The 25,706-nt window shown below is 59.3% G+C and carries 21 protein-coding genes and 3 pseudogenes; 13 read left to right on the top strand and 11 right to left on the bottom strand.

What is annotated here, in order from left to right; translation table 11 throughout:
• Positions 1 to 100: 100 nt before the first annotated feature.
• Positions 101 to 295, top strand: coding sequence for a hypothetical protein (locus tag NKI31_RS26790; protein WP_352652984.1), 195 nt, complete (start codon positions 101 to 103; stop codon positions 293 to 295).
• Here the strand turns inward: NKI31_RS26790 and NKI31_RS26785 are convergent.
• The 5 genes and pseudogenes from NKI31_RS26785 to NKI31_RS26765 all read right to left on the bottom strand — a co-directional run bounded on the left by NKI31_RS26785 (position 271) and on the right by NKI31_RS26765 (position 4,861).
• The gene (locus tag NKI31_RS26785) at positions 271 to 624 is read right to left on the bottom strand and encodes a hypothetical protein (protein ID WP_352652983.1); all 354 of its coding nucleotides are present in this window, start codon (positions 622 to 624) and stop codon (positions 271 to 273) included. The genes NKI31_RS26790 and NKI31_RS26785 overlap by 25 nt on opposite strands.
• Positions 625 to 639: 15 nt before the next feature.
• Positions 640 to 1,176, bottom strand: a pseudogene (locus tag NKI31_RS26780) (serine hydrolase); the annotation flags it as partial.
• Positions 1,177 to 1,201: 25 nt separating this feature from the next.
• Positions 1,202 to 2,398, bottom strand: coding sequence for a serine hydrolase domain-containing protein (locus tag NKI31_RS26775; RefSeq protein WP_352652982.1), 1,197 nt, complete (start codon positions 2,396 to 2,398; stop codon positions 1,202 to 1,204).
• 670 nt (positions 2,399 to 3,068) lie between these two features.
• Positions 3,069 to 4,046 (bottom strand): transketolase family protein, encoded by a 978-nt coding sequence (locus tag NKI31_RS26770; RefSeq protein ID WP_352652981.1) that lies wholly within the window; start codon positions 4,044 to 4,046, stop codon positions 3,069 to 3,071.
• A complete protein-coding gene (locus NKI31_RS26765; RefSeq protein WP_352652980.1) occupies positions 4,043 to 4,861 on the bottom strand; it encodes a transketolase in 819 nt (272 codons plus the stop codon). Before NKI31_RS26765 ends, NKI31_RS26770 begins: the two co-directional genes overlap by 4 nt.
• 161 nt (positions 4,862 to 5,022) lie before the next feature.
• Between NKI31_RS26765 and NKI31_RS26760 the strand changes: the two genes are divergently transcribed.
• From NKI31_RS26760 to NKI31_RS26725, 8 genes are all read left to right on the top strand, one after another.
• Entirely contained in the window at positions 5,023 to 6,414 is a 1,392-nt protein-coding gene (locus NKI31_RS26760) for an aminotransferase (RefSeq protein WP_502899203.1), read from the top strand.
• On the top strand, positions 6,411 to 7,214 hold the full coding sequence (locus NKI31_RS26755) for an N-acyl homoserine lactonase family protein (RefSeq protein WP_352652978.1): 804 nt from the start codon (positions 6,411 to 6,413) through the stop codon (positions 7,212 to 7,214). Before NKI31_RS26760 ends, NKI31_RS26755 begins: the two co-directional genes overlap by 4 nt.
• A 275-nt stretch (positions 7,215 to 7,489) precedes the next feature.
• Entirely contained in the window at positions 7,490 to 9,163 is a 1,674-nt protein-coding gene (locus NKI31_RS26750) for an ABC transporter substrate-binding protein (protein ID WP_352652977.1), read from the top strand.
• 1 nt (position 9,164) lies between these two features.
• Positions 9,165 to 10,160: an ABC transporter permease gene (locus NKI31_RS26745; protein WP_352652976.1), complete on the top strand. Its 996-nt coding sequence runs from the start codon at positions 9,165 to 9,167 to the stop codon at positions 10,158 to 10,160.
• The gene (locus tag NKI31_RS26740) at positions 10,160 to 11,092 is read left to right on the top strand and encodes an ABC transporter permease (RefSeq protein ID WP_352652975.1); all 933 of its coding nucleotides are present in this window, start codon (positions 10,160 to 10,162) and stop codon (positions 11,090 to 11,092) included. Before NKI31_RS26745 ends, NKI31_RS26740 begins: the two co-directional genes overlap by 1 nt.
• Positions 11,089 to 12,096: an ABC transporter ATP-binding protein gene (locus NKI31_RS26735; RefSeq protein WP_352652973.1), complete on the top strand. Its 1,008-nt coding sequence runs from the start codon at positions 11,089 to 11,091 to the stop codon at positions 12,094 to 12,096. Before NKI31_RS26740 ends, NKI31_RS26735 begins: the two co-directional genes overlap by 4 nt.
• On the top strand, positions 12,089 to 13,090 hold the full coding sequence (locus NKI31_RS26730; RefSeq protein ID WP_352652972.1) for an ABC transporter ATP-binding protein: 1,002 nt from the start codon (positions 12,089 to 12,091) through the stop codon (positions 13,088 to 13,090). Before NKI31_RS26735 ends, NKI31_RS26730 begins: the two co-directional genes overlap by 8 nt.
• A gap of 268 nt (positions 13,091 to 13,358) precedes the next feature.
• Positions 13,359 to 15,461 (top strand): prolyl oligopeptidase family serine peptidase, encoded by a 2,103-nt coding sequence (locus NKI31_RS26725; protein WP_352652971.1) that lies wholly within the window; start codon positions 13,359 to 13,361, stop codon positions 15,459 to 15,461.
• Positions 15,462 to 15,564: 103 nt separating this feature from the next.
• Here NKI31_RS26725 and NKI31_RS26720 read toward each other — a convergent pair whose 3' ends face one another.
• Together NKI31_RS26720 and hemA are read right to left on the bottom strand one after the other, a co-directional pair.
• Positions 15,565 to 16,857, bottom strand: a complete 1,293-nt coding sequence (locus NKI31_RS26720) for an ATP-grasp domain-containing protein (protein WP_352652970.1) — start codon at positions 16,855 to 16,857, stop codon at positions 15,565 to 15,567.
• Between the two features lie 24 nt (positions 16,858 to 16,881).
• Positions 16,882 to 18,120, bottom strand: a complete 1,239-nt coding sequence (gene hemA, locus NKI31_RS26715) for a 5-aminolevulinate synthase (RefSeq protein WP_352652969.1) — start codon at positions 18,118 to 18,120, stop codon at positions 16,882 to 16,884.
• 294 nt (positions 18,121 to 18,414) lie between these two features.
• Here hemA and NKI31_RS26710 point away from each other — a divergent pair, with 294 nt between their 5' ends.
• Complete coding sequence (locus tag NKI31_RS26710) at positions 18,415 to 19,092, top strand: GntR family transcriptional regulator (RefSeq protein ID WP_352652968.1); 678 nt, start codon at positions 18,415 to 18,417, stop codon at positions 19,090 to 19,092.
• A gap of 9 nt (positions 19,093 to 19,101) precedes the next feature.
• Here NKI31_RS26710 and NKI31_RS26705 read toward each other — a convergent pair whose 3' ends face one another.
• From NKI31_RS26705 to NKI31_RS26690, 4 genes are all read right to left on the bottom strand, one after another.
• Positions 19,102 to 19,851 carry an SDR family NAD(P)-dependent oxidoreductase gene (locus NKI31_RS26705; RefSeq protein ID WP_352652967.1) on the bottom strand — a complete coding sequence of 250 codons (750 nt, stop codon included), beginning with the start codon at positions 19,849 to 19,851 and terminating at the stop codon, positions 19,102 to 19,104.
• A 113-nt stretch (positions 19,852 to 19,964) separates the two neighbouring features.
• Entirely contained in the window at positions 19,965 to 20,252 is a 288-nt protein-coding gene (locus tag NKI31_RS26700) for an EamA family transporter (RefSeq protein ID WP_502899202.1), read from the bottom strand.
• Positions 20,253 to 20,319: 67 nt separating this feature from the next.
• Positions 20,320 to 20,850, bottom strand: a complete 531-nt coding sequence (locus tag NKI31_RS26695) for a DMT family transporter (RefSeq protein ID WP_352652965.1) — start codon at positions 20,848 to 20,850, stop codon at positions 20,320 to 20,322.
• 301 nt (positions 20,851 to 21,151) lie between these two features.
• Positions 21,152 to 21,364, bottom strand: a complete 213-nt coding sequence (locus tag NKI31_RS26690; protein ID WP_352652964.1) for a hypothetical protein — start codon at positions 21,362 to 21,364, stop codon at positions 21,152 to 21,154.
• Positions 21,365 to 23,058: 1,694 nt separating this feature from the next.
• Between NKI31_RS26690 and NKI31_RS26680 the strand changes: the two are divergent.
• The 3 genes and pseudogenes from NKI31_RS26680 to NKI31_RS26670 form a co-directional block, all read left to right on the top strand.
• Positions 23,059 to 23,199, top strand: a pseudogene (locus NKI31_RS26680) (ISNCY family transposase); the annotation flags it as partial.
• Between the two features lie 29 nt (positions 23,200 to 23,228).
• Entirely contained in the window at positions 23,229 to 24,617 is a 1,389-nt protein-coding gene (gene ehuR / locus NKI31_RS26675; RefSeq protein WP_352652963.1) for a MocR-like ectoine utilization transcription factor EhuR, read from the top strand.
• A 657-nt stretch (positions 24,618 to 25,274) separates the two neighbouring features.
• Positions 25,275 to 25,578: pseudogene (locus tag NKI31_RS26670) on the top strand (transposase domain-containing protein); the annotation flags it as partial.
• Positions 25,579 to 25,706: the final 128 nt, after the last annotated feature.

Raw genomic sequence — 25,706 nt, 5'->3', positions numbered from 1 at the left:
GCCAACCCTAGTTGAGCGTTTCCGTGGCGTGAAGGTAAACTCGAAGCGGCCGGCCGGTTGGGCGGCGAGCTAGGTTTTGGTCTCTTGGGAGATGTGCCGAATGATTGTCGAGGATCAGCTTGATCGCCGTATTGGCCGGATAAGCTGCGTCGAGAAGTTTGAGGAATTCGATGAACTCGCGGCGGCGATGACGCTCCTTAACCAAGGCGTGGACCTTCCCGGTGAGCAGATCGATCCCCGCCAAAAGTTAGCGTGCCATGGCGCTTGTACTCATGAGCGCGCGAAGGTGGCGTAGGCGCCAGGCACGGGCGGCAAATCCGACGCCGTCGTTGCGATGGCTTGGATCCCCGGCTTCTCATCGTAGGAGACGATCGCCACCGGCTTGCCCGATTTCTTCGACTTGGCGGCGGCCTTTTTCAGGATCTGGACCTCGCGGTAGACACACAAGACCTGCGCCATCCTCTGCTCGAAGTCGGCGTCGCGGCGTTCCAGGTTGTAGCGCACCTTGTGCGGCTTGATTTCCTCTTGGCCGAGGATCTTGCACACCGTGCCCTGAACCAGACGCACGAGACATTCATGTCCAGCCCCCGGTCCGTACTCGCGCGCATGGCGCGCCAACGCCATCGTGCCGCGCTGCTAGGCCTCGTAGCTGCCGCCGGTAACAACCGTGTCGAGCACCCAGGCGTCAGGCACGACGCGCCGGCCGTTGGCCATGCCGCCCTGCCGCATCATTTCGCCGACGCGCGCCAAGTCGCGCGGCATCACCGAAATGCCGCCCCCGAGCGCGCCGTACCTTCCATGTCGACAGTGACAGAGACTTCGCTCGCCGCACCGAGCGGCAACCACAATTTCTCGCGCAGAAGATCGGGCTAGACGCTCGCCGGAGGCGCGCTCGAGCAGCATGCCGAGCTGGTCGGAATTGGGCGGACGGCAGCGGAATGTCTGGCCATGCGGCTCGGCCAAACGCTGCAGCGTCAGGATGAATTCCCGCAGGCTTTCCGTGCCGCCGCCCGGATTCCACAGCGTGGCGCGGCGATAGCGAGCAAAGGCGCTTTCGGGATCGAGATAGGGCTCCTCGAAGTCGAGGCTGACGCTCATGTCGAGCACGCTCGCGTCGCCGTAGGCCGAGCCCTTGGTTTCCGGTATGTAGCTGATGACAGGCGCTTCCGGATCGAACGCCCGCGTTGTCTTTGATTGCTGCTCAGGCCAAGGCAGCAGCGATGGCGTGGACAGCCTTCAGCGTCGCCACCGAATAGGCGATGTTGGTGAAATCCGGATACGTCGAAAGCTTCACCACGACCATTCTCGTGTTCCAGTCGATATGGATCAGCTGCCCGAACACGCCCCGGCACATCAGTGCGCGCGAACGCGGATCCTCGATCCAGAACTGGTTGCGGTAGCTGCCTTCCGGCAGGCTGGGATTGAAATCGGGGCCGTGCCTGCCGTTGCGGGTCGCCTCGATCCAGTCGGCCGGCACCACGCCACCGCCATTGTCGAGGATCAGTTGGCCGAAGCGGCCATAGTCGCGCAGCGTGGCGTTGAAGCCGCCGTCGGCCACCGCATATCCGGCACTGTCGACGGTGAAGCAGGCGCTTTCGTCGGCGCCAAGCTTTTGCCAGAGTTCTTCGGAAACCAGTTGCGCCAGCCGTTTGCCGCTCACCCGTTCCATGATGAAGGCGAGCACGTCGGTCTCGATCGAGCGGTATTCGAACGCGGCGCCATGCGGCCGGCTTTGCTCCTTGAGCCCCAGGATCAGCTCGAACATATGCGACGGCCACCGGAAAGCCGGATCGCTGCCCGGCGGCGCCGGCTTCCAGCCGGTGGCGACATCGACCTGGCCAATGTCGGAATAGGGGTTGGTGTATTCCTCGGAAAAGCGCACGCCGCTCGTCATGTCGAGCACATGCTGCACGCTGGCGTCGGCCCATCCGGTTTCGCTCAGTTCCGGCAGGTAGGTCGTCACCGGCAAGGCCGGATTGATCAGGCCGCGCCCGATCAATATGCCGAACACTGAGCCGGTGACCGACTTCGCCATCGACTGCGACAAGTGCAGCGTGCGGTCGGTCAGGCCGTTGAAGTAGCGCTCATAGGCCATCTTGCCGTCCTTGAGCACGAGGAAGCCGTCCGTATAGGTCTCGTCGAGCAGTCCGGCGAGTGTCGTTGCCGCACCGGTGCTGTCCTCCACCGGCAGTGCGTCGAGATCGACCTCGGCCAGTTCGAGGCGGCGGCGATGGCCTTGGCCGCGCCAGATTTCGGCGGTCGGCAGGAATTCGCGGACGTGCTGGAACGCCCAGCGGTTCGAGGGACCCCTGTCCCAGTCAAGCCTGGGAAGCGCCAGTCCGGGCGGCGACCCCTGCATGATCGGCGGCCGCGGATCGGAGTTGCGGTAGGAATTCATGGCAGGCGTCCAGGCTGACGTGAAAACGAACCCGGCGCTGCCGGGTCCGTCACCGATGCGATCACGATCCCATATTATGCGCGATTGGCTCGATTGATGATCGCCGCAACCTCGCCGGATTCGCATTGAGATAATCTCGACGACCTCGGGCCCATAGTAAGGCAGCACAACGGTGTGACGAGCGGCGTCCTCGAGGATGCCGGCGCTGATAGGATCGTACTTGCCGATCGCCTGCGCGTGCCACTGTACGGCGACGTAGTCGTGCCAGCCATGATAGCCGCCTTGAAACTTGATGAGCCGCTTGCGACCGGTGGCGGCACGGGCAAGGCGCAGGACGTGATTGGTCGCCTCCGATCCCGAGTTGGAGAAGACGACGAGATCCGCATACCGGATGCGTCGGCTGGCGCCTCCGACACCTCGATCTCCGGCCGCATTGTTCCCGCGCCGACGAGATCGATGTCCTCGGAGACCGCCGCGATGCGTTCCCGCACCGCCGCATCACAATGGCCAAACACGATGGCCGAAGCCGCAATGCGAAAACATGCGGCGCGCCGAGCCTGCGGCTCGGCCTCAGCAGTCCGCAGGTCATCACTGCGCTGGCGCGCTCGATGAGTGACGTGGCCTGATCGATCATCTGAAAATCCGTGCTTGGCTGTGATAGTCCGTCGGCTCAACCGAGCGCTTCGAGGACGGTGGCCTCGATTCCCGCCGCATCCAAACGGTAGTGCTTATAGAGATGCGTCGGCGGCGCGATGAGGCTGTATTCGTCACGGATGCCATGGCGTATCAGCCGTGCCGGGCTGCCCGCCTCCGCCAGGATTTCCGCCACCGCGCCGCCCAGACCGCCGAGGATATTGTGTTCCTCGATCGTCAGAATGAAGCGGGAGTGAGCCGCGGCCGAAAGCACTGCCTTGGTATCCAGCGGCTTGATCGTATGCATGTCGATCAGCCCGACGGATTTGCCCGCCGCGCGCAGCGCGCGGTAAGCCTCCCTTGAGGGATGGACCATCGAGCCACAGGCGATGATGGTCAGGTCCGATCCTTCGCCGTGAACGATCGCCTTGCCGAACTGGAAGTCAACGTCGTCTTCATAGACCACCGGTTCCTGGCCGCGGCCAATGCGGAAGTAGATTGGCTGAGCATGATTGACAGACGCCTTGACGGCGGCCGCCAGTTGCGGGCCGTCGGCCGGCGCGACGACGGTGAGGTCGGCGATGCTTCGCATGATGGCAAGATCCTCCGTCGCATGGTGGGAGGTGCCGTAGAAGCCGAGTGAAATACCGGCATGATGACCGATCAGCCGCACCGGCAGAGCCGAATAGGCGACGTCGGTTCTGATCTGTTCGCAGCACAGCAGCGCCAGGAAAGAAGCGAATGTAGCGACGAACGGCATGGCGCCTGTGCTGGCCATGCCGGCAGCAGCCGAAACCATGTTCTGTTCGGAAATGCCAAATTGCGTGAAGCGTTCGGGAAAGCGCTGCGCGAACCGCACCAGCCCGTTGGAATATTGCAGGTCTGCCGTACCGGCCACGACCGGATAACCCTCTTCGACCAGATCAATGAGCGCATTGGCCAGGTAACTCAGGCCAGGCGCGCGCGCGTTGATCTGGCGGTACTGCCACGAGTTGGTATCGATCGGGCCGTTCATTGTGTTTTGCCTCCACGCTTGATCTCTTCGGCGGCCAGGGCCTCGTCCGATGGCGCGAGATAGCCCAGATGCCAGCCGGGTTCGGTTTCCATGTAACCAACGCCCTTGCCTTTGGAGGTCTTGGCAATGATGCAGACGGGCCGGGTGCGATCTGCCTCGGCCTTCAACTGTCGCAGCAACGTCGCGAGAGCGACGACGTCGTGCCCATCGACCTCGTGAACCCGCCAGCCGAACGCCGCCCATTTGTCGGCCAACGGTTCGATGCCGATGATGTCGTCGACCTGCCCGTCGAGCTGGTATCCGTTACGATCGACGATGGCGATCAGATTGCCGGCCTTATGGTGGGCGGCAGACAGCGCCGCTTCCCAGACCTGGCCCTCCTGCATCTCGCCGTCGCCAAGAAGGACATAGACATCGAAGCGCCGGTCGGTGGCACGGGCGCCGAGCACCATGCCGAGACCGCCAGACAAGGCATGGCCGATCGATCCGGAGCTGAAGTCGACGCCGGGCACTTTGCGCATGTCGGGATGATCCCCGAGCGGATTACCGAGCCGGGTGTAGCCATCGAGGACGTCCTTGGAGAAGAAGCCCCAGTCGACCAGCAAAGGGTAAAGGCCGACTGCCGCGTGTCCCTTGCCCATAAGGAAGCGGTCGCGGTCCGGCCATTGCGGCTCGCCGCGCCTGAGCCGCATCGCATCGTAGTAGAGCGTGGCGAATATTTCCGCACAGGAAAACACTGACGAATAATGCCCAACCTTGGCGATCTGGATGAGGCGCAGCGTCTCGAGCCGTACGAACTCTGCCCTGTCGCGCAACAGGGCGATCCGCTCCGCGTCGGGCGGCAGGGCGTTGTTTGAAGGAGTGGGCGGGTTGGCCATTGGGCGTCACTCTCGGGATCATTTTTTCTCGACAACTTATAAGTTATAAGATATTCCTCGCCGAAGCAACCGCCTATCTGGTCGCAAGGAGAATTTTGATGAACAACGAATCGCGCGTGCTGGACATGGCCAGGCACTTTCATTCCCAAACCGATCCACGCCTGCATGAGGATCATGGTCCGTTGACGATCGTGGCCGGCGAAGGCGCGACCGTCACGGATGACGCGGGCAACCGCTACATCGAGGGCATGGGCGGACTCTGGTGCGCCTCGCTTGGCTTCAGCGACAGCCGGCTGGCTGTCGCTGCTGACCGCCAGATGCGCAAGCTCGCCGTCTACCACACCTTCAACCACCGCTCGAACGAGCCCACCGTCGAACTCGTCGAGCAGCTTACCGCGTTGGCGCCGTTCGACCACGCGCGCGTCTTTCTGGTCGGCTCCGGTTCGGAAGCCAATGATACGATGATCAAGCTCGCCTGGTATTACCAGGCGGCGCGGGGGCGTCCGGAGAAACGCAAGATCATCAGTAGGTTTGGCGCCTTCCACGGCAGTACAATCATGGGCGCGGCGCTGAGTGGCCTGCCGCACATGCACAAGTCCTTCAACCTGCCGCCGCTTCCCGTCATATTCGCGGCGCGACCATTCCATTATCTCGATGGTCTGCCGGGCGAGGCGGAGCATGACTACGCCACGCGCCTGGCCCGGGAACTTGAGGCCCTGATCCTTTGTGAGGGGCCAGAGACCATCGCCGCGATGATCGCCGAGCCGATCATGGGCGCCGGCGGCGTGCTGGTACCGCCGGAGGGTTATTTTCCAAAGGTTCAGGCGGTGCTGCGCAAATACGACATCCTCATGCTGTCCGACGAAGTGGTCTGCGGCTTCGGACGCACCGGAAACTGGTTCGGTAGCCAGACTTTTGGCATGGAACCGGACATGCTGTCGGTCGCCAAGGGGCTTTCATCCGGTCATCTGCCCATTGGCGGCGTCATTATCTCCGACAAGGTCTACCAGTGCGTCGCCGATGAGGCCCACAAGGTCGGCGTGTTCGGCCACGGTTTCACCTATTCCGGCCATCCGGTGACAGCCGCCGTCGCCGCCGAGGCGATCAGGATCTACCGCGAGATCGATCTCGTGAGCCAGGCGCGCCGTCTCGGCGATTATCTGCATGCAGCGCTCGCGGACGCGCTCAACGACCATACACTGGTCGGCGAGGTCCGCGGCCGCGGTTTTATAGCGGGGATCCAGATCGTCGAGGATCGCGCCACCCGTCGCGCCTTTGCGCCGCAGCTGCGAATTGGCACCGATGTCGAGCGGCGGTGCCGCGAGCACGGAGTCATGATCCGCAACATGGGCGACGTGCTGGCAATCTGCCCGCCCTACGTCATCGCCCCTAAAGAGATCGACGCCCTGGTTGACGGCGTTCGGGCTGCGCTTGATGAGACCGCTGGCCGGTCAGGCGCTTGCCGTCACGTTCAAGGGAGCGTGTCATGAATGGGTTCGCTTACAAGGATGTTGGCGAGATGAGGGTCTATCCGCTCTATTGCGGCGGTGACATGACCGACTGGGCGATCTTCGACCCGTTCGACGCGCGCGTTGGCACCAAGGTGTTCAACCCGTATTTCATTTACGTGGCCACCCACCCAGACGGCAACGTTCTGTTCGACAGTGGTCCCCATCCCGATCTGCGCACCGACCCGCATTCTCGGCTGGGCGCCTCTGCCGACTCTTTCCAGGTGGTGATGACCGAAGATGATTGGCTGGTGCCGAGGCTGGCAACTCTCGGCATGATACCCACCGACATCTCCCATGTGGTTCAGTCGCACCTGCACTTCGACCACGCCGGCGGTCTGGAATGGCTGACCCGCGCGAAGGTCTACGTTCAGCGGGAGGAACTCGCCTTCGCCAGGCACCCGCCACGCTATCAGCGGGAGATCTTTGTCGAGAAGGACTTCAATCACCCTATTCAATGGATCGAACTCGACGGCGAGTGCGATATCTTCGGTGATGGACTGCTGCGGATCATCCCTACACCGGGGCACACCAGAGGTCATCAGTCGCTGCTGGTGCGGCTTCGCTCGCAACCAGTGTTCCTACTGGGCGACGCCACCTATCTGGTTTCCAAGATGAGGACGCGCTCTGTCCCGGCGATTGCCTGGAGTCCAGATGCATTCATGTCAACATGGGATACCGTGGAGACGATTGAGCAGACAGAGGGCGCCAGACTCGTCGCCACTCACGAAATCGACTTCGAGACATCCGTACCGATGGCACCCCAGGCTTGGTTCGCATAACTGGGCTTGGTGGACGGACGGTTCAGTACGGGGTTTATGAAGGGCTGATCACCACGCCGGCGTTCCCATCATCAAAATCGCTTGCATCTTATATCTTATAATCTATAAGCTTTCACTGTCCTGTCATAGAGACGGAAGCATCCGGCATTGCAAGCCGGCCGTGCGCCGTCGGAACCTGGGTGTGTGTCTCCCGATGAAGACATTGGAAAGCATTGCGCCGCCGGACAGGGAATTGTGCCATTCGTATTTCATCAAACCTGCAAGAGGAGGAAAGAATGGATAAGTGTACTCTTAGTCGCCGCGCCGCGATGAAGGCAATCCTGGCTGGATCAGCCGCGACTTGGATTATGCGTTCAACGGCGTTTGCCGCCTCGTCGTGCGACGATCACATCGTGCGCTTTGCGGGAATAGTTGCACCGGACACAATGAACCCATTTGCCACGTGGGGCGCGTTCTGGCCGACGGTCTTCACATATGACTTTCTGGTCGGCGTGGACGCCCAGCGCCATCCCGATCGGAAGGGATTTGCCAAGGAGTGGTCAGTTGCTGACGACAATCTCACTTGGACCTTCAAGATCTGGCCCGGCATGAAGTGGTCGGACGGCCAGCCTGCTACGGCCAGAGATGCGGCGTTTACTTATAACTATTTGCGCGGATCCATAGGCAAACCCGACGAATTGAACGTTGGCTGGAATAATACCAACGGTTTGGAGAACGTCGAGTCCATCAAGGCGGTCGATGACGAGACTTTCCAAATTGTGACTAGGGCTCCAACCCGCTGGCCAATCGACAATTATATAATGATGGTCCCTGAGCACATCTGGAAGGATGTCTCCTACGCCGATGCGCGCGGCACCTTTCAAAACAAGCCGCCGCTGGTGGGCACGGGTCCGATGATTGTTGCGGAATTCCAGCAGGGCCAGTTTGCTCGGTTAACACCGAACCCGTACTTTCGTACGGGGCAACCGGGACTGGCTGGCTTGATCTTTCACATCTTCGATACAGCCGATCCCATCGCTCAAGGTCTGAAGAGCGGCAGCCTTGACTATGGCGTCAGCCTGACGGCCGCCCAGTGGGCCGACCTCTCGAAGGATCCCGACATCGTGGTCGGAGAATCGCGCGTTGAGCAGCGAAACTTTTTGGCTTTCAACACTCTCTCCGGAGACGGCGCGGGTAGCACAAAGGCGCTGCAAGATCCGGCGTTTCGCGATGCGATCGGCTACGCGATCGACCAGAAGACCATCGTCGACCGCGCCTTCCGCGGGCATGCCGATCCGGGCGTGGGATTGGCCATGCCAGTAGCGCTCGATTACTATTCAGAGCTGGCCGACATCAGGCGCCACTTCGATCTTGCTGAAGCGGGCCGTCGGCTCGATGCCGCAGGATACCGGGACACGAACGGTGACGGCGTGCGGGAGGACAAGGAAGGAAATCGCTTCCAGCTTGAGCTAATTACCGGAACCGTCTCTGGTACTCTCGAGATACCAATCGCCGCCGTACAGCTGGTCGCGGGCTGGTTGGGACAAATCGGCATTCCCGTATCGGTTACCCAGCTCGACTCCGGCGCGCTCGGAGCCCGCACGGCAGTCCCCACGAACAGCGGCGGACGCTGGGATCTGGCCATTGTTGCAGATTGGGCGTCGCCCTCGCCCCACAGCCTGCTTAGACTGGGTAGCATCAACCTCATTGGCTCAGGCAACATTGCCTACTGGAAGAATGAAAATTTCGATGCGCTGCTATCGGAGGTCGACGTCACCGCTGATCTTAAGAAGACGCAGGAATTGGTCGATCAGGCGTCGCGCCTCATTTACACAGAAGCACCCTATATCCTTCTCTGTTACCCCTTCGTACTAGAAGCCCGTCGGAAGGATTGCTTCGAAGGATGGGGAAAGCACGACATCATGTCGCAGTGGAGCTACTTTCCCTTCGATCGCTTGAGGCCGGTTTAAGATGGTTGCAAGTGGGCAGCGAGGGGCGAGCCGGCGCGTTGCCAGCATCCTTCTCAGGGCGGTCGTGACGCTTCTGATGGTGGCGACCCTGAATTTGATCTTGTTCAGGGTCATTCCCGGCGACCCCGCCAGGCTTCTGCTCGGCGGGGCACGCGCCAGCGTGACAGCCGAGCAGATGGAAGCGCAGCGCCAGAACTGGGGCCTCGATCGGCCGCTGTTCCCGGACCAGGTAGTCGACTACTTGTCGGCAACTCTCCGTGGCGATTTCGGTTACAGCTTCAAGTTCAGGGGCAGGCATGTCGCTGACCTGATCCTGGAGCGATTGCCCGCCACCATCGCCCTGGTCGGTCTAGCCCAATTCATCGCCATCCTATGCGGGGTCATGCTTGGCCTATATGCGGGGTGGCGGAGAGGAGGGGCCGTTGATCATATCGTCACTGGAACCTCTCTGGCGCTCTACTCTACGCCCTCGTTCTGGCTCGGCATGCTCCTGGTGGTAATCTTCAGCACGGCATTGGGTTGGCTTCCGGGCTACGGTGCGTACTCGCCCGGCGCGCTCACGGGCTCTCTTGGTTCGTTCCTCGACTACCTGCGGCATCTGACGCTTCCGGTCGCCGCGGTGGCGCTTGGGCTAATCGGCCAATACGTCGTGGTTGCTCGCGCTGCGATGAGTGACGTTGTCACCGAAGATTACATGGTAACCGCACGGGCCAAAGGGCTGACGAACGGTCAAATGCTGATGCGTCATGCATTTCGCAATGCAATGCTGCCGGTCGTAACCCTGATTGCCCTTAACCTTGGCTACGTGGTTGCCGGTGCCATTACCGTCGAAGCGGTATTCGCCTGGCCGGGCGTCGGAGGCCTGACAGTGGAAGCGCTCAACGCACGTGACTACCCAGTCCTTCAAGGCATATTCCTGTTGCTTGGTGCGTCGATCGTTGTCGCGAACCTCGTGGCAGATCTTGCCTACGGCCTCCTCGATCCAAGAGTTCGGTAATGAGCAAAAGTATCGTGCAATATTCGCCACGAGGCCGGGCGCGCGCGATAAAAGGCTTTCTGCGTCAATTTCTCAGCTACGGCGGCGCTCAAGTGGGCCTCGTATGTCTGGTATTTTTTCTTGTTGTGGCGGCAGTCCCCAATATTCTGGTGGGGCCGCTTCAGACTGCGATGAATGCAACCGGCGATTTCCTCGTACCCCCATCAGGCCAGCATCTTCTGGGGACGGACGAGGTGGGTCGAGACGTGCTCAATCTGGTCGTCCATGGTGCCCGGATCTCGCTTATGATTGCGCTATTGGCGACTATGATCAGCCTCGTCGTCGGGACTACGATCGGTATGACAGCGGGCTACTTTGGTGGCTGGGTGGACGTTTGGCTGATGCGCTTGACGGACTTCTTTTTCGTCATGCCGTCCTTCGTTCTGGCACTGGTCATCACACCCGTAGTTCTCGAGGTGATGGGGCGGGGCGGAGAAATCCTCGGCTTCCGTCCTTCTCTTTTTGTGATCCTTGTCGTTATCGGCATGACAAGCTGGGCGTTCGTCGCACGTATCGTTCGCAGCCAGACACTGTCGCTTAAGGAGCGAACATTTGTTGACCGCGCGCGCGTTGCGGGCAGCAGCAATCTTAGCATAATGGTGCGGCACATCCTGCCAAATCTCGTGCCGCAAATCGCAGCCAATGGTGCTCTGGTCGTCGCTGGCGCAATTTATGTCGAGACATCGCTATCGTTCCTCGGGCTTGGCGATCCGTTGCAGCCTTCATGGGGCACTTTGCTTTCGCTCGCCCAGCGCGCCGGTGCGGCCAGTGCGGGAGCTTGGTGGTATCTCGGTGCCCCCGGAGTGTGCGTCCTCACGATTTCCCTGAGCTTCGTCCTGATTGGCAATGCTCTGGACGACACGTTCAATCCACGGCGGAGGGTTATTCCATGACAAACTCCTCCCAGGAGAAAGCTCCGCTTCTGGAAGTCAACGGGCTCTCTGTCGACTATGGGCTCAAGGGCGTTTCTTCGCGTGCGATCGACAGCGTGAGCTTCGCGCTCCGGGCTGGAGAGGCCGTTGGGCTCGTCGGAGAATCGGGCAGCGGGAAGACCACCACTGCAATGGCCATCGCGGGTCTACTGTCACCCAACGCGCGGGTCAGCAGCGGCGAGGTGCGTTATCGCGGTAACCGACTGCCGATCGATGATGATGCGGCGATGCGGCCACACCGCTGGAGCGAGACGTCCGTCGTCTTTCAGGGCGCGATGAATGCGCTCAATCCCGTTCACCGCATCATCAGGCAAATCGCCGAGCCATGCATGCTGAAGCTCGGGATGTCGAAGGCTGACGCAATCGCCCGGGCAAAGGAGCTGCTCGGACTTGTCGGCATTCCGGCCGATCGCGGTTCCGCCTATCCCCACGAGTTGTCGGGCGGTATGCGTCAAAGGGTGATGATTGCCATGGCTCTCGCGTGTCGACCCTCGATTGTCATCGGCGACGAGCCGACCACGGCGCTCGACGTTATCACACAGGCTCAGATCCTGAAGCTGCTGGGTGAGTTGCGATCCCAGTTTAGCCTTGCCCTCATTTTGATCACCCACGACCTTTCTGTGGTGGCTGAGTGTTGTGATCGCGTCATGATCATGTACGCGGGCCGCATCGTCGAGGATGGCACTGTCGCTGAGATCTTCGCCAGACCTAAGCACCCGTACACCAGACTGCTGATCGACTCGATCCCGAACCCAGCGAGCGGCAAACGGATCATTCGACCCATCCCCGGTGATCCCCCCAACTTGGTGAATCGACCCTCGGGCTGCGCCTTCCATCCGCGTTGCCCGTCGGCCATGAGGGTTTGCACGACCGAAATCCCCAGCCTCGATAAGTTCGGGCGGGGACGCGTCGCCTGTCACCTTCACCGGTCCTCGCAAGAAGACAAGGTCGCAGCTCATGCCTGACACCGCCGATCTCCTGCGTCTCGAGAGCCTGAAGGTCCATTTTCCTATCCAGGGGGGACTGTTCGACCGTGTCTTGGGCCGACCTGCCGGCGCCGTACGCGCGGTGGACGGGATCGACCTCAATGTCGGACAGGGTGAGATCGTGGCCCTGGTCGGAGAATCGGGAAGCGGCAAGACGACGGTGGGCCGCGTCATCACCAAGCTCGCCCAGCCGACAGGCGGCAGGTTGCTGTTCGAGGGCCGCGACATGACGTCGGTAGAAAGCTTCTCGGCTTTGCGCCCCTACCGGCGTCGCGTGCAAATGATCTTCCAGGACGCCTATCAGGCGCTCAACCCGCGACACACCGTGTTCGATATTGTGGCGGAGCCATTGCGGTCACTGCGGCTTGTTGAAAACAGTACCCAACTTACCGAGCGGGTGAGCGAAGCCCTTGCAGCCGCAGGGCTCAATCCTCCCGATGACTTCCTCGCTCGCTTCCCGCACGAGCTGTCTGGCGGGCAGCGCCAGCGCGTCGTGATTGCTGGAGCACTTGCCGTCAGGCCGGAGCTCATCGTTGCTGACGAGCCTGTCTCGATGCTCGATGTCTCGATACGCGCACAGATTCTTCAGGTCCTGATTGACCTACGCGACAAGCACAACATGGCGCTGCTGTTCATCACCCACGACCTGCCGCTCGCATGGCTGATCGCCGATAGGGTCGCCGTCTTGTATCTTGGAAAATTGGTCGAGATCGGTAGCGCCGACGAGATCACATTCAACCCCCGCCACCCCTATACCGTCGCCTTGCGCAACGCTACCCCGCAGAGTGGCACCAATGTAGGTCGCGCCCAGCTTACGGCCCTGCAGGGCGAGGTTCCAAACGCCGCCCGAGTGCCGAAAGGCTGTCGTTTCCATCCTCGCTGCCCGCTGGCCTTCGATCGCTGTAAGAAAGAGGAGCCGCCGGCCATCGAAGTCGGGCCGCAGCACATGTCCGCGTGCTGGTTGGCGAAGTGAAAGTCGGCGGTTTTTGTTGCTACGGCTGGGATCCCATGTGCCGAACGCGGTTTCGCCGAAAAAACTGGAAATCTCGTTCGGCGTCGCTCGATACGGCCTTTCTCGTTATCCCGGGAGGAACATTGATGCATCAACCTTGCCGTTCGGCGAGTGCTACCGCGTGCTGCCGGCTATCTCGTACGGCGCATTGCGATGGTATTTGCGGTTCTCATTGCGCCCTGTGGCCCATGACGTACCTAGCTGATCTTGTGGCTTACCTGAGGGCAGTATGATGCGAGACAAACGCGTGCAACCGCCGCTTCCCCCAGCCGAGCCACGGATCAGGGTGCTTCATGACGACGTCACGTTGGATTGCTATGCTTGGCTTCGCGATCGGGAAAATCCTGAGGTCCGTGCGTATTTAGAAGCCGAGAACAGCTACGCGGACCAAGCGACAGCTCACCTAACAGGGCTCAAGGCGAAGCTGATCGCCGAGATCGACGGGCGTCAGCCTTGCGAGGGCGCCCCACCTGCTTTCCAGGTTGGACCTTTCGAGTACTTCCAAAGATCCGAGCCGGGCCTGCTACATACGCAGTGGTGGCGGCGGCCGCTAGCCGCAGATACGGCCGAGCTCGTTATGGATCCGAACGCGCTCGAAGGGGCCGAGGTCTTTTACCGGCTCGGTGTCTTCGAGCCGAGTGACGACGGGCGTTACGTGGCCTTCAGTTTCGATGTCATCGGTAACGAGAACTACGAGCTTCGGGTGCGGGACACAGAGACCGGCCGTGACGTCTGGCAGGGCTCGCGATGGGCTGCGATGGTAGCTTGGGCCGCCGATGGTCAGACTCTGTTTTTCACGCGGGAACGCCCTGACCTGCGGCGACAATGTCACAAGCTTATCCGCTTGGACGTCGCAACTGGGACCTCGGCGGTAGTGTTCGAGGAGGCGGACGAGCGACTGAACGTGGGGATAAGGCGCTCAGATAGCGGCGCCTGGCTGTTCCTGGATGTAAAGGGCGTTCGTCGAGGGGCGGTGGAAGTGTGGTGCCTTCCCGCCGACCAGCCGGACGTTGGATGGCGCCGTTTAGTGACGCGTGAATTTGGTCACCAGGTCAATGTTGAGCACTGGAAAGACAAGTTCCTTTTCCACGTCGATGATGCGGGACCGTATTGGCGGCTCGTGCGTGCGCCGATTGACGATGCCTCACTCTCGGGTTGGGAAGAGGTCATACCGCATCGGGACGGTGTGATGCTCGAGGAGGTCCACGTACTCGAACACCACCTGGTTCTCCTGGAGCGAGATGGCCTCCGTCCTCGCCTGGTCTCACGCGACGAAAGCGGGCGGCTTGGAGCGGCGATCGTTCCTGACGAGCCCAGTTGTAGCTTAACGGTCGGCCTGTCGGCAGGGGGGCACTATTCGGTCGCAAGGCATGCGTTCCGAGGCTCGAGCCTGATGTACAAAATCAGCTCGTTCGTGAGGCCGGATACCGTCGTCGAGCATGATTTCGCCGACGAAAAATCGGCAGTTCGCTATCAAGTCCGCATTCCGGGGTATGACGCGGCTCGATATGTGGCGACGGTCGTCATGGCGGAGGCAGACGACGGGGTGCAGGTCCCAATCTCGTTAGTCGCACGGCGTGATCGAACGAGCCCCGGGCCGGTGTTTTTGAACGTCTACGGCTGTTACGGAGTAACGAGGTGGCCCTCGTTCTTCGCGTGGCCCTCGTTCATGACCGCACGGTTGAGCCTGCTCGATCGCGGCGTTGCTTTCGGCATCGTACACGCACGAGGGGGCGGCGAGCTTGGAAGCCCATGGCATGAGGCTGCCACCCGCGATCGAAAGCGCGTTACCTACACAGATTTGATCGCCGCTGCAGAGGGGCTCGTTAAGCAGGGGTTCGCCACACGCGACGGCATCATCATTGAGGGACAAAGCGGGGGCGGGGGTACCGTACTTGCCACAGCGGTCTTGCGGCCTGACTTGTTCCGTGCCGTGCTCGCCCAGGTTCCAGTCGCAGATATCTTGGATACCGAACTGGACTTCACGATGCCGTACGCGCTACAGGAAACGGCAGAGTACGGAGATCCCCACATAGCACACGAATATCGGTGCTTGCGTAGCTATGACCCGTACTACAACCTCAGCGCCGATCACCCACTTCCGCCGACCTACATTGATGCTGCGCTCGACGATGGCCAGGTGCTCTATTACCAGCCCGCTCGCTACGTGGCACAGCGGCGGTCCTGCACGGCTGATCGCGATCCACAGGTTGTCTTCCGCACGCGGATGGTAGGCGGCCACAGCGGCGGTTCACATGGGCCTAGCGTCGCCGAGGAAGCGGCATTTCGCATGGCCTGGGTTCTCGACCAGCTCCGGTACCCAAGTGGGTGAGGGGTTCTGTCGCGAGTAAGCGGGCAGGCGGGGTGTTCGATTCGAACCTCATTTCAGACGTCCATTTGCATCGTAGTTGACTCAGGCAGGATTTGCCGCGAGATCAAGGTGGTGAGCCATCCCGACGACTTGGCTGCCGTATTGCGTGAGGGGCCTCGGGTTGTTCCTGTTCGCCAGGGGTCGAAAACGGTATGATCGACCAATCGATTAGGTCGACGGCACAGTCAAGTATCGCCTCGGTCTGAGCATAGCTGGGTGAAGCGGCGATGACATGGCCAATCCAGTCTCGGGGATCGCCTTTCCTGACAATCGGCGTCTTGGGTTCAACATAGATTTTGACCTCAGCGACACCGGGTATAGCGGCCGCCCGACCCTCCCCAACGATCGAATCAATGGTGCCATCGCGATCTGGAACAAGGATCCGCGCGGCTGCAGAGTGCGATTGCCTTTTGTGCAAATCCCATTCGTCGCCGATGGCAAGCTTGATATGCTCGGTGACGACATCGACACCGTAAGCCGCCTGAATCAGTTGGGGAGTGGGTGTGCAATGAAGACGGGGATTGACTTCAATAACGACAGGGCCACGCTTCGTCCACCGGAGTTCAATACCCTTTGGCCCCCAGCCAAGGCCGAGAGCTCGCAAACAGCTCAGCGACACGTCGACAATGCGCTTGTCGTCGTCATCAGTCAGCGGGGCCGGAAAGGTCCACTTCCGACCGACGAAATGCGGTAAGGGGCCGGTGTCAGCGATGCCAATTCCGATGATCTGATCTCCCATTATGTCGGCCCAATAAAGGGGGCCTTGTGCGAATTCTTCGACCAATATCCTCGGCGAAGACCGCCATATGTGCTTCCCGCCCAACAGATAGGTCGTATGTTCGGCTAATTCATCGACGGTACGGCACAAACGGACACCGTAGCCAGAACTGCCTACGGCTGGCTTAAGAATCACCGGCAGGCCGATCTCTGCGGCAGAGCGTTCTACGTCCGTCGCATTCGCTGCCAAGCGATAGGCAGGTATTGGAACGCCGGCTTCTGCGAGGAGCTGACGTTGAAGGAATTTGTCGCAGCATCGTTCAATGGATGCGGGGTTCGGTCCCGGTAGATCGAAATACCGGCAGAGCTTGCCAACTGTCGCATAGAACGAGTCCCCGGTGCTCGTAATCCCAGCAATGTCATAGATCGCACGTAGCCGGGAACATTCGTGGATCAGAGCGTCAAGATTGTCTATATCGACACGGACTGCCTTAATACTTTCGGCCTCAAGACAGTTGTACCGAGCTGGATCAGCCGAGAGGATAATTGAATGAAGACCAAGACGCTGGGCCGCTTGGGTGTATAGCGGACCAGTGTCCCATGGACTAACTTCTATTAGGATGAGCGCTCTTCTTGCCATGGCTGTTTACTCCTATGTTGCGTGCTATGCGGCCGTCGGAGCGTCAATCAGCATCGGCGTTGACTTTTCAGCCGTGCGCAGCAGAACCTGCCTGAGCGCATCGACAAACGTACGAATTTCTGTCGTGCTATGGGCGGGCGTAACCGTCACTCTGAACCGCTCGGTTCCCGCTGGAACACTCGGCGCCAGTATTGGCTGAACGTATATCCCATGCTGATCCAAAAGCTGACGGGACGCTTCCTTGCAACGGGATGGATCACCGATCAGCACAGGAATTATGTGGCTTTCAGTCGGCATGACCGGGACGCCCGCCTCTTTCAGCAATCCGATTAAAAGGTTCGTTTGCCGGCGCAGAGCAATTCGTTCTGAATCTGAACCGCGAAGATGGCGGAGCGCAGCCAGCGCGCCCGCCACCACAGCCGGTGGAAGCGCCGTGGTGAAAATAAAAGCGGTCGAGAAGCTTCGTATGCTGTCAACAATGGAAGCCGGTCCGGTCACGTAACCTCCCATCGTACCGAACGCTTTACCCAGCGTCCCTTCGATGATGGTTGGACGATTCATGATGCCACGTTCCGCAGCAATGCCGGCTCCTTTCGGACCGTACATTCCCGATGCATGAACTTCATCCAGAAACGTGATTGCACCAAATTCGTCCGCGACGTCACAGATATCTTTGATCGGCGAAATGTCACCGTCCATTGAATATATTGATTCAAAAACAACAATCTTGGGCCCTGAAGGATCTACGCTGCCCAAAAGTTCCCGCAAATGCGCAACATCGTTATGCCGGAAGACGCGCTTTTCCGCCCGGCTGTTGCGGCATCCACTGACAATCGATGCATGGTTGTGCGCGTCGGAAAATATAACTGTGTTCGGCATCAACGATGCTAATGTACTCAATGATGAATCGTTCGAGCTGAAGCCTGAAACAAAAATCAATCCTGCTTCCTTATTGTGAAAATCCGCAAGCTCGCGCTCCAGCAAGACATGATAATGGTTGGTGCCCCCAATGTTGCGGGATCCACCCGATCCCGCGCCGTTGGCATCGATGGCGCGCTTCATTGCAGATAGCACTTTGGGGTGTTGCCCCATGCCGAGGTAATCGTTAGTGCACCAAATGGTTACCTCTTTTCGGCCATCAGGCCCATTGAGCCAGGCCTTAGGGAAGTTGCCAGACTGGCGCTCCAGATCCGCAAATTCACGATAGTCGCCGCAGCCTTTGAGTTGCTCGATTCGTTCGGCGAAATATTGCACATAGTCCATTTCAATCTCCTGTTGGGAAACCGTGTTTCGGCGCGCTGAGAACTGCTTCACAGCGCGCGCGCACGGCGCCAACGCCCGGCTGCCGTAATCATTTGAATAACGGGCTCGAAAACTCAAGTGAAAGTACTGTTAACTCTTTTAATTACCCGTCACAAAAAATAATCAAATGTTTATAATTGCATAATACCGACATGTATTTCATAATTTTAAGCGTCCGCTCGGGTTTCTATTTGCGCTGTAGACCCATAAGCATGTAGCCATTGGCGAGCTGTAACAGAGACGAGGAGAACTGCCATGGGCGTTATGGAGATGCAGCCCGGTGAAATGGGTAGCCTGTCCGCCCGGGTTTACAATAAGGTGCGGGAAGCCCTAATCATCGGCGATTTCACACCGGGTGATCGCCTCCTCATGCAGGATCTTGCGGAGCAGCTCGGAACCAGCATCACGCCGGTACGCGAAGCTTGTCTGCGGCTCGTCAGCGAGCAGGCGCTCGAATTGCGCTCCGGCAGGTTCGTCACGGTGCCAGACCTCAGCCGGGCCCGCTACATCCAGATCAAGTTGATCCGCATGGCGCTTGAAGGGCTAGCGACAGAACACGCTGCCGACCATGTTACCCCCGCCGATCTCGAACAGCTTGAGAGCTTCCGCACCTCATTCGTAAAAAGCGAAAAAACCGGCAATCTCAAGGAAGCGCGATTCTCCAATCGCGCTTTCCATTTCGGCGTCTACCGCCTGTCGCGCATGCCGATGCTGATCGGACAGATCGAAACCATGTGGGCCTCGATGGGTCCAATCCTCAACGTCTACCACCGGGAAATTCATAGCAGTCATACCGGCGGAGAAGAACATGAACATCTCATCGAGGCCTTGAGGACTGGCAACAAGAAGGAAGCCCGCGAGGCGATCGAGAACGACATCAGTCGGGGCTCGCCTAGTCTTCTGCGCCTTTTCGAGGAGCGCGGTTCCAACTGAGTGCGCCCTCTAAGCCCCATCGACCTGCGCTACGCGCGGCGTGCGCAGGCCGGCGGTTTCCCCGCCGTCTACAGTCACCACCGTGCCGTTGACATAGGTCGATTGATCCGAAAGCAACCAAGCGACGACATCTGCGACCTCTTCAGGGGCACCGAAGCGGTTCGCAGGGATCCGCATTTCGAGCTGCTTCTTGCGTAGTGCATCGCCCATGATCTCGCCCATCATGCGCGTTTCGATCTGGCCTGGGCAGACAGCGTTGAAGCGGATCTCCTCGCCGAACTCCAGCGCGAGCGCCTGCGTCAGGCCGATGACCGCGGCCTTCGAGGCGCAGTAGGCGGCGAGCCCTTCTTCGCCGATCTTTCCGGCAATGCTGGCGATGTTGACGACGGAACCCCTCCCGTGCCGCAAGCCTTCCAGCGCATGACGGATGTAGAAAAAGGCGCTGCGTGCATTAATCGCCAGGATCTCGTCCCAATCGTCCTGGGTGGCGGAGGCGAAGGCAATGCGCTTCGATATGCCGGCATTGTTCACGAGCCCCGCGAGCCGGCCGTCGCCGAGTTCAAGCGCACGGTCGATAACACGGCGGCAATGGTCCTCACGGATGACATCACCAGCGACGAACGTGACGCGATTGGTGCGTTCGAGCGTAGCGCCCGCTTCTGCATCTCGGCCGGTCGCCACCACTCTGGAACCCGCAGACGCAAGTTTCTCCACGCAGGCCCGCCCTATACCGTGCGTAGCACCTGTTACGATGATCATTCGAATTTACTCCACTGCGTATCTCTGCTAGTTATCGCTCAAATGGCCTTCACGGCGTAATTTATTCTGTCCGGTCTTGCTTCCGAGGGCGAGGCGCAAATTCTGTAGCTCGTTCATGGAGGCTGAACCCCACTTTCGCCGGGCGAGTCAACGAAATTCACGGGCGGCGACGGCAGAGGTCTGGCTTTTATCTCCCGGTGCAGGATGTAAAGGCCACTGCCGATGACCACGAGCGATCCGATCCAAGTCCACAGGTCAGGCTTATCGCCCCAGACAAAGAAGCTGAGCCCAATGCCCCATATCATGCCAGTATACTCGAACGGCACAACGATTGATGGCGTCGCCATGCGAAAGGCCTGGGCTAACATAAGAGTGCCGACGCCACCAAGGAGTCCCACCAGGACAAGAAGACCGCCGTCCGACCCCCCGGCGTGATCCAGACGAAAGGCATTTGAATGCCAGTTGCCGCTATGACGACAATGCTGCCGTGATCATCGCAACGTTGCTCTCGGTGCGACTGTGAAGGCGGACCAGCACCATCGACAGGGCGTACGAAGCGGTAGCAACAAGCGCTATGGCGCCCCCGCCGAAAGCGCCATCGATGCCTGGTCGGATCATGACAAGGACGCCAGCAAACCCTACAAGCACGCCCAGCCAGCGCTTTAACCCCACGCTCTCGTTCAGAATTGGGACCGACATGGCAGTCATAAACATCGGCGCGGCAAAAACGATAGCATAGGCGGCGCCCAACGGCATCACCGCCAGGGCCCAGCAAAAGCCAAACGTGCCAACTAGGCTGGCAAGACCGCGCAGCAGATGCGCTCCAGCCCTACGGGTTTTCAGCGACAACAGCCCGGGTGGCCTCAATAGCATGGCCAACGTCGGAACAAACCCTATGACTGCTCGGTAAAACACGATCTGAGCGATCGAATAGTCAGTCGACAGCCATTTGATCATGGCGTCCGTGACGCAGAGGATGAACACACCCCCAGCATACATAGCGATGCCTCGCGCTGGCGACAGCGTTGAAGTTACCACTCCGGGCACACCGTCCTGCGCCCTCATAACTCAGGCAACCCGCGTGATTGCCACCGCCGGTGGATCCGACTGCTTCCTAGCCGCCGACACTCTCTTGGACCCCGGCGCCGGATATTTGCCAACACAGAGAGATCAAACGCCCGCTGCTCGGAGGAAAATGTCGCTATGTTTTCGTCAACGCGAACAAAGCGGTCGTTGGAAGAAGCGTCGCACGCGATCGAAGAGCAGCTGCGATAAGCGGAGATGCGAAAGGTATTCTAACTTATCTGCGATCCTTGCTTATCGGATACTGCGACAGATCGAGCCCAGTACGGGCCGACATGAAGGGGATGCCGGGGCGAGGGTCGACCAAGTCATCGACGTAAGCCTGTTTTTCGCGGGCAACCGATTCTGTTTCGCCGACGATCGGGTCCACCGAGACGAGAATGGCGTAGTCGTCTGGATTCCGCCCCGCCTTGCCGACGCGATCCTTCATCTCGGCATAAAATTCCTGCATGTCCGGCAAGGAATGCTGAAGCGTAAAGACAGCTCGGCGTGGCTCGCCGCAAAATCGCGACCGCGCGGCGACGATCCGGCCTGCATCTGGCCGCCTAGCGCCATAGTGGCTTCGTTGTAGAAACAGAGAACATCGGCGAGAAATAATCCGTCAAATCTCGCGGCCTCGAGCGTTCGCGCCAGCGTTTCCCAAAACGCCCGGTCGAGACTCTGTTCTCTGTTTGCGGATGGCGCCACATGGCATGATGATGGCAAGTTGACCCCGCCACGAGAAACTCAAACTTCATCGGACGCGGCATTCTGGGCTCCTTCTGTTTGGCATTTGATGTATATGCTTCTCAACGCAAGGGACGTGCCGACTGAGACCACTTCCAGCTAGGTAACTGATCTGCAACCGTTTTCCTTAAATCATCCAACGAGGTGAGAGCCAATCCTTTTCCGCAAAGCACAAGGATTGCGGGGCCAATGTTAGATTCAGGACACAGTGATTGGCTCTGTTGCAACGGCGGAATTGGGACGCAGGGAGAGATTATGTAGCTGCGGTCAGGCGGCGAGGATTTCGAATTGTTCGGTCAGGGGCGGGTTCGGATTGAAGGCGTAGCTCGCCTGCCGGTTGCACATCATGTGGAGCATTTTGATACCGAACAGAGTGATGTGACTGAAAGCCGGTGACTTGAAGCCTCGCATGGTCCCGACGCCGCGCTTGACCCGCTGTGCTCCTGTTCGATGCGATTGTTGAGTAATGCCGGGACAGTGTGGCGCCGTCGATCCTCGGATGCCTTGTGCGTTCACGGATGATTGATTTCGCCGTTTTCGGCCCGGTCACAAGAGGGGCTCGGCTTTCTGTTTTCGCATGCTCTCGCCGCTAAGTTCGATGCAATAGGCATTGTGTACGAGCAGGTAGAGGATGGCATGACGGACGGTTACCAACGAGTTGCGTCCCAATCGGTCGGCCACCGGCTGCGACGGTCGCTACGAGCGGAGGGCCATCCACTTTCGCGGTCGCTGGCAGCGGCGACCTTCCACCACGCCCCTTACGCACTTTAGCACTACTTGATTGGGTAGCTTGCCCAACCATGTAGCGGGTGTTTGAGTTGGGGTTGCACTAGGGCGGGAAACGGTCGAGCTGCCCTCCAGACGATGACGGGCTCAATATGGAGATCGACACATGAAACTCGCTTCTGGATGCAAGGCTTTTTGCGAGGCCGCTCAAAAAACTACCTAGCTCAAACAAAGCCAGGTGGAAATCTTGATTGGGCGATCGTACTGGTCGGTGTGGCGTGGGCTGGGCAGCGTAGTGAGTAGTCGTGCAAGCTGAGGGACGTCTCTTTGAATCGCGCGCACGCTGTCAACCCCAGCTAGATGAAATAATTGCTGCCGGGTTCATGGTTCCTTCCGCGGTCGTCTCTATGGAGCGGCGCATAATGGCGTTCAACAGCGGTGGGCAGAGCCCGCAGGGATGACTTCGAGATTACGAACCCCGTCATCCCGGAAGGACGCTTGTTCCGCCGAAGCGGATCTGGGATGAAACTGCTTCTTGCGGAGCGCATCTCTGGCTGGTCTCGGCGTCCTCGGGCCAGGTCCGGTGAAGGATGACAGCCATTTAGCGAGCGACGGCAACCTTCGCCTTCTTTCCGCGGCCCAGCCCGACGGTTACCGTAAGAGAGGGCGCCCAGGATCGACGACATGGTCCGCAGTCGCTGGATTTATCGCAAGCTAATAAACTTCTAAGCCGGCATCGAGGCTGGCAGCTCCTATCTCAGAGGTGTTTACCGATGTACCTGGCGAGGTCTCGGCCGCTTCAAGGCCTATATCCGGTTCAATAGTAATTTTGGAACATGTCAATGTGGATCCCAGACCTGTCCAATTCGGTCGGTCCGCGATACAAGGCAATCATCGACGCGCTTGAGCGAGCCATTGCTTCGAAATGCCTATATCCGGGTGATCGTTTGCCGACGCACCGCGAACTCGCAGAAAGGCTCGGCGTCAGCGTACAGACCGTAGCTCGCGCTTACGCCGAGGCGGAACGCAAAGGACTGCTCTCGGGCGAAGTTGGCCGAGGAACGTTTGTTCAGTATTTCAAGCCGGAACAGCGTGCGCGGTATTTCGCTGATAGCGAAGTGCCAAACGCACGGGATTTCTTAAACATCATGCCGGTGCTCTCCGAAATCCATATTGCGGCACTCAGGGAGGCGATGGTCGAGTCAGCCAAAGACGGCGCCATCCAGCGCATGCTCGAGTGTCGGTCAACCCAGGGCATAGTGCAGCATCGCGAGGCTGGCATCGACTGGCTTGAGCGCAATGGGGTGACGGTGAGTGCCGACAGCCTAATTGTAACGAACGGTGTCGCTCACGGAATCTGGACAGCAATGGCTAGCATAACCGAGCCTGGTGATGTGGTCGCCACCGAAGCACTTGTGGGCACCTCAATTACCATTAATGCCTCAATCCTCAAGATCAGGCTCCGAGGTCTAGCGATCGATCAGAACGGTATTATTCCCGAGTCCTTTGAAGAGGCCTGTGCACACGAAAACATCAAGGTTTTGTGTATTACGCCCTGCTACAGTGCTCCCACGGTCTCCCTCATGGATGAGGCGCGTCGCGAACGGATTGCAGAAATTGCGCGGCGGCATGACGTGGCGATCATCGAGGACGATGTCTTCGGTCCTCTAATACCTAAGCGACCGAAGCCCATGTGGTGGTTCGCTCCCGAGCGCACATACTACGCGACGAGCTTTACGAAGTGCGTGATGCCCTCTTTACGGACAGGATTTCTTGCAGGTCCGCTCCCGGCAATACCTCGTCTAATTTCACGCGTTCGAGCCACCGGATGGAGTGCAAACATCTGGACAGCTGACGTTGCTGCTCGCTGGCTGCAGGACGGGACGATTGATCGGTTGATCGAATGGCAGCGACAGAAACTCAAGACAAGATATGAGATCCTGATCCACATACTCGGGGCATTTAGCTATGAAGCGGAGCCACACGCCATGCATGCTTGGCTGACTCTGCCTGAACACTGGCGATCGCGCCATTTTGTGGATCATGCGCGATCTCTGGGGCTCCTTGTCGGCCCCCCCGATCCATTCATCATCGGACGAGCAGTCGAACCCCATGCAGTACGGTTGGCACTTGGCGGCACCAATAGAAATGACCAGGACTTCAAGGAGGGTCTTGAACGAATTGCCGCCCTCCTGCGAGAGCACCCCGATCCAATGAGCATTTCGTACTGATCCAGATCAGCTCTATCGCGCAAGGCAATCGTAGGCACACTGGAGAAGGCGTCGATGAAAAATCGAGGCGCCAAACTGGACGACCATAACGCAAAGATGCTCAAGATACTTATACAATGGCGGTGAAAGAAAAATGGCCCGGGTGGCCTTCCTCGTCGCTTGGCGACCCGCTCCCTGTCGATGAGCAGGATCGATCCGGTATCGCCGGTGTCCTTCGAGTACAGGATGGCTGGCGACCAGTGTGGCCCCGAAACCGCGTCTGTCGAGGCCGCATACTCGGATACGACGGCGCGCCGGTTTCGAACGAGCTGTTGCAACACGATCTTATAGAACATCTAATCCCTATCACTTCTCGAATGATCTTCCGGTCCGCTGCAGGTTTCGGGGCACAGTTTCTTAGGAGCAAAGATCTTTGCCGGAGGCCGCGATGGTTGCTTGGAACTTTGGACAAGCGACCGGCAGCCGCCCCGAAAACGAGAAACAACTCTTGCGGGAAATGTGGCGTATTTGGCAGCTGCCACTGTCGACATCTCAGGACCTGCGACGGGAATTCGGATGGTCCATGATAGTCAGAGATACTCTTTGCGTTTCGATGTTACCGCGGCATATTGATGAGCGGTGACTATTCGGCCTGGCGCACGCTGGAGGGTGCAACCCATCGGCGATGCCGTATCCTATTCCCTGACCCAATGGGAATATCTGACGCGCTACACCGAGGGCGGCAGGATGCCGATCGACAACAATCTTCTGGAGCGCGACATCAGGATTTTTGTAACTGGCAGAAAGAGTTGGTTGTTCAGCGACACAAGTGGAAGGAGCCAAGGCAAGCGCCGCCATCTGTTGACCTGCCGGGCCTGCGGCGTCGAGCCGTTAGCGTGGTTGCGCTACTCCTCGCCGAGTTCGGCCCGAACACGCAGATATCGACGATCTGTTGCCCTTCAACTTCCGTAAAACCGCTTAGCCGAATCCCACTCGATGCCCCTTCATATAAAAGCGATCGATCGTAAGCGCCGTCAACGTGCGTGGAAATGAGCGCTTACTTCCAATGAGACGAAAATGGCACCAAGATTGGTTCGGATAGCCGTCGGT

Origin of the sequence: Mesorhizobium sp. M0659 (assembly GCF_040320605.1) — a bacterium.
GTDB lineage: Bacteria > Pseudomonadota > Alphaproteobacteria > Rhizobiales > Rhizobiaceae > Mesorhizobium.
This window is presented reverse-complemented; position numbering and strand designations above follow the sequence as displayed.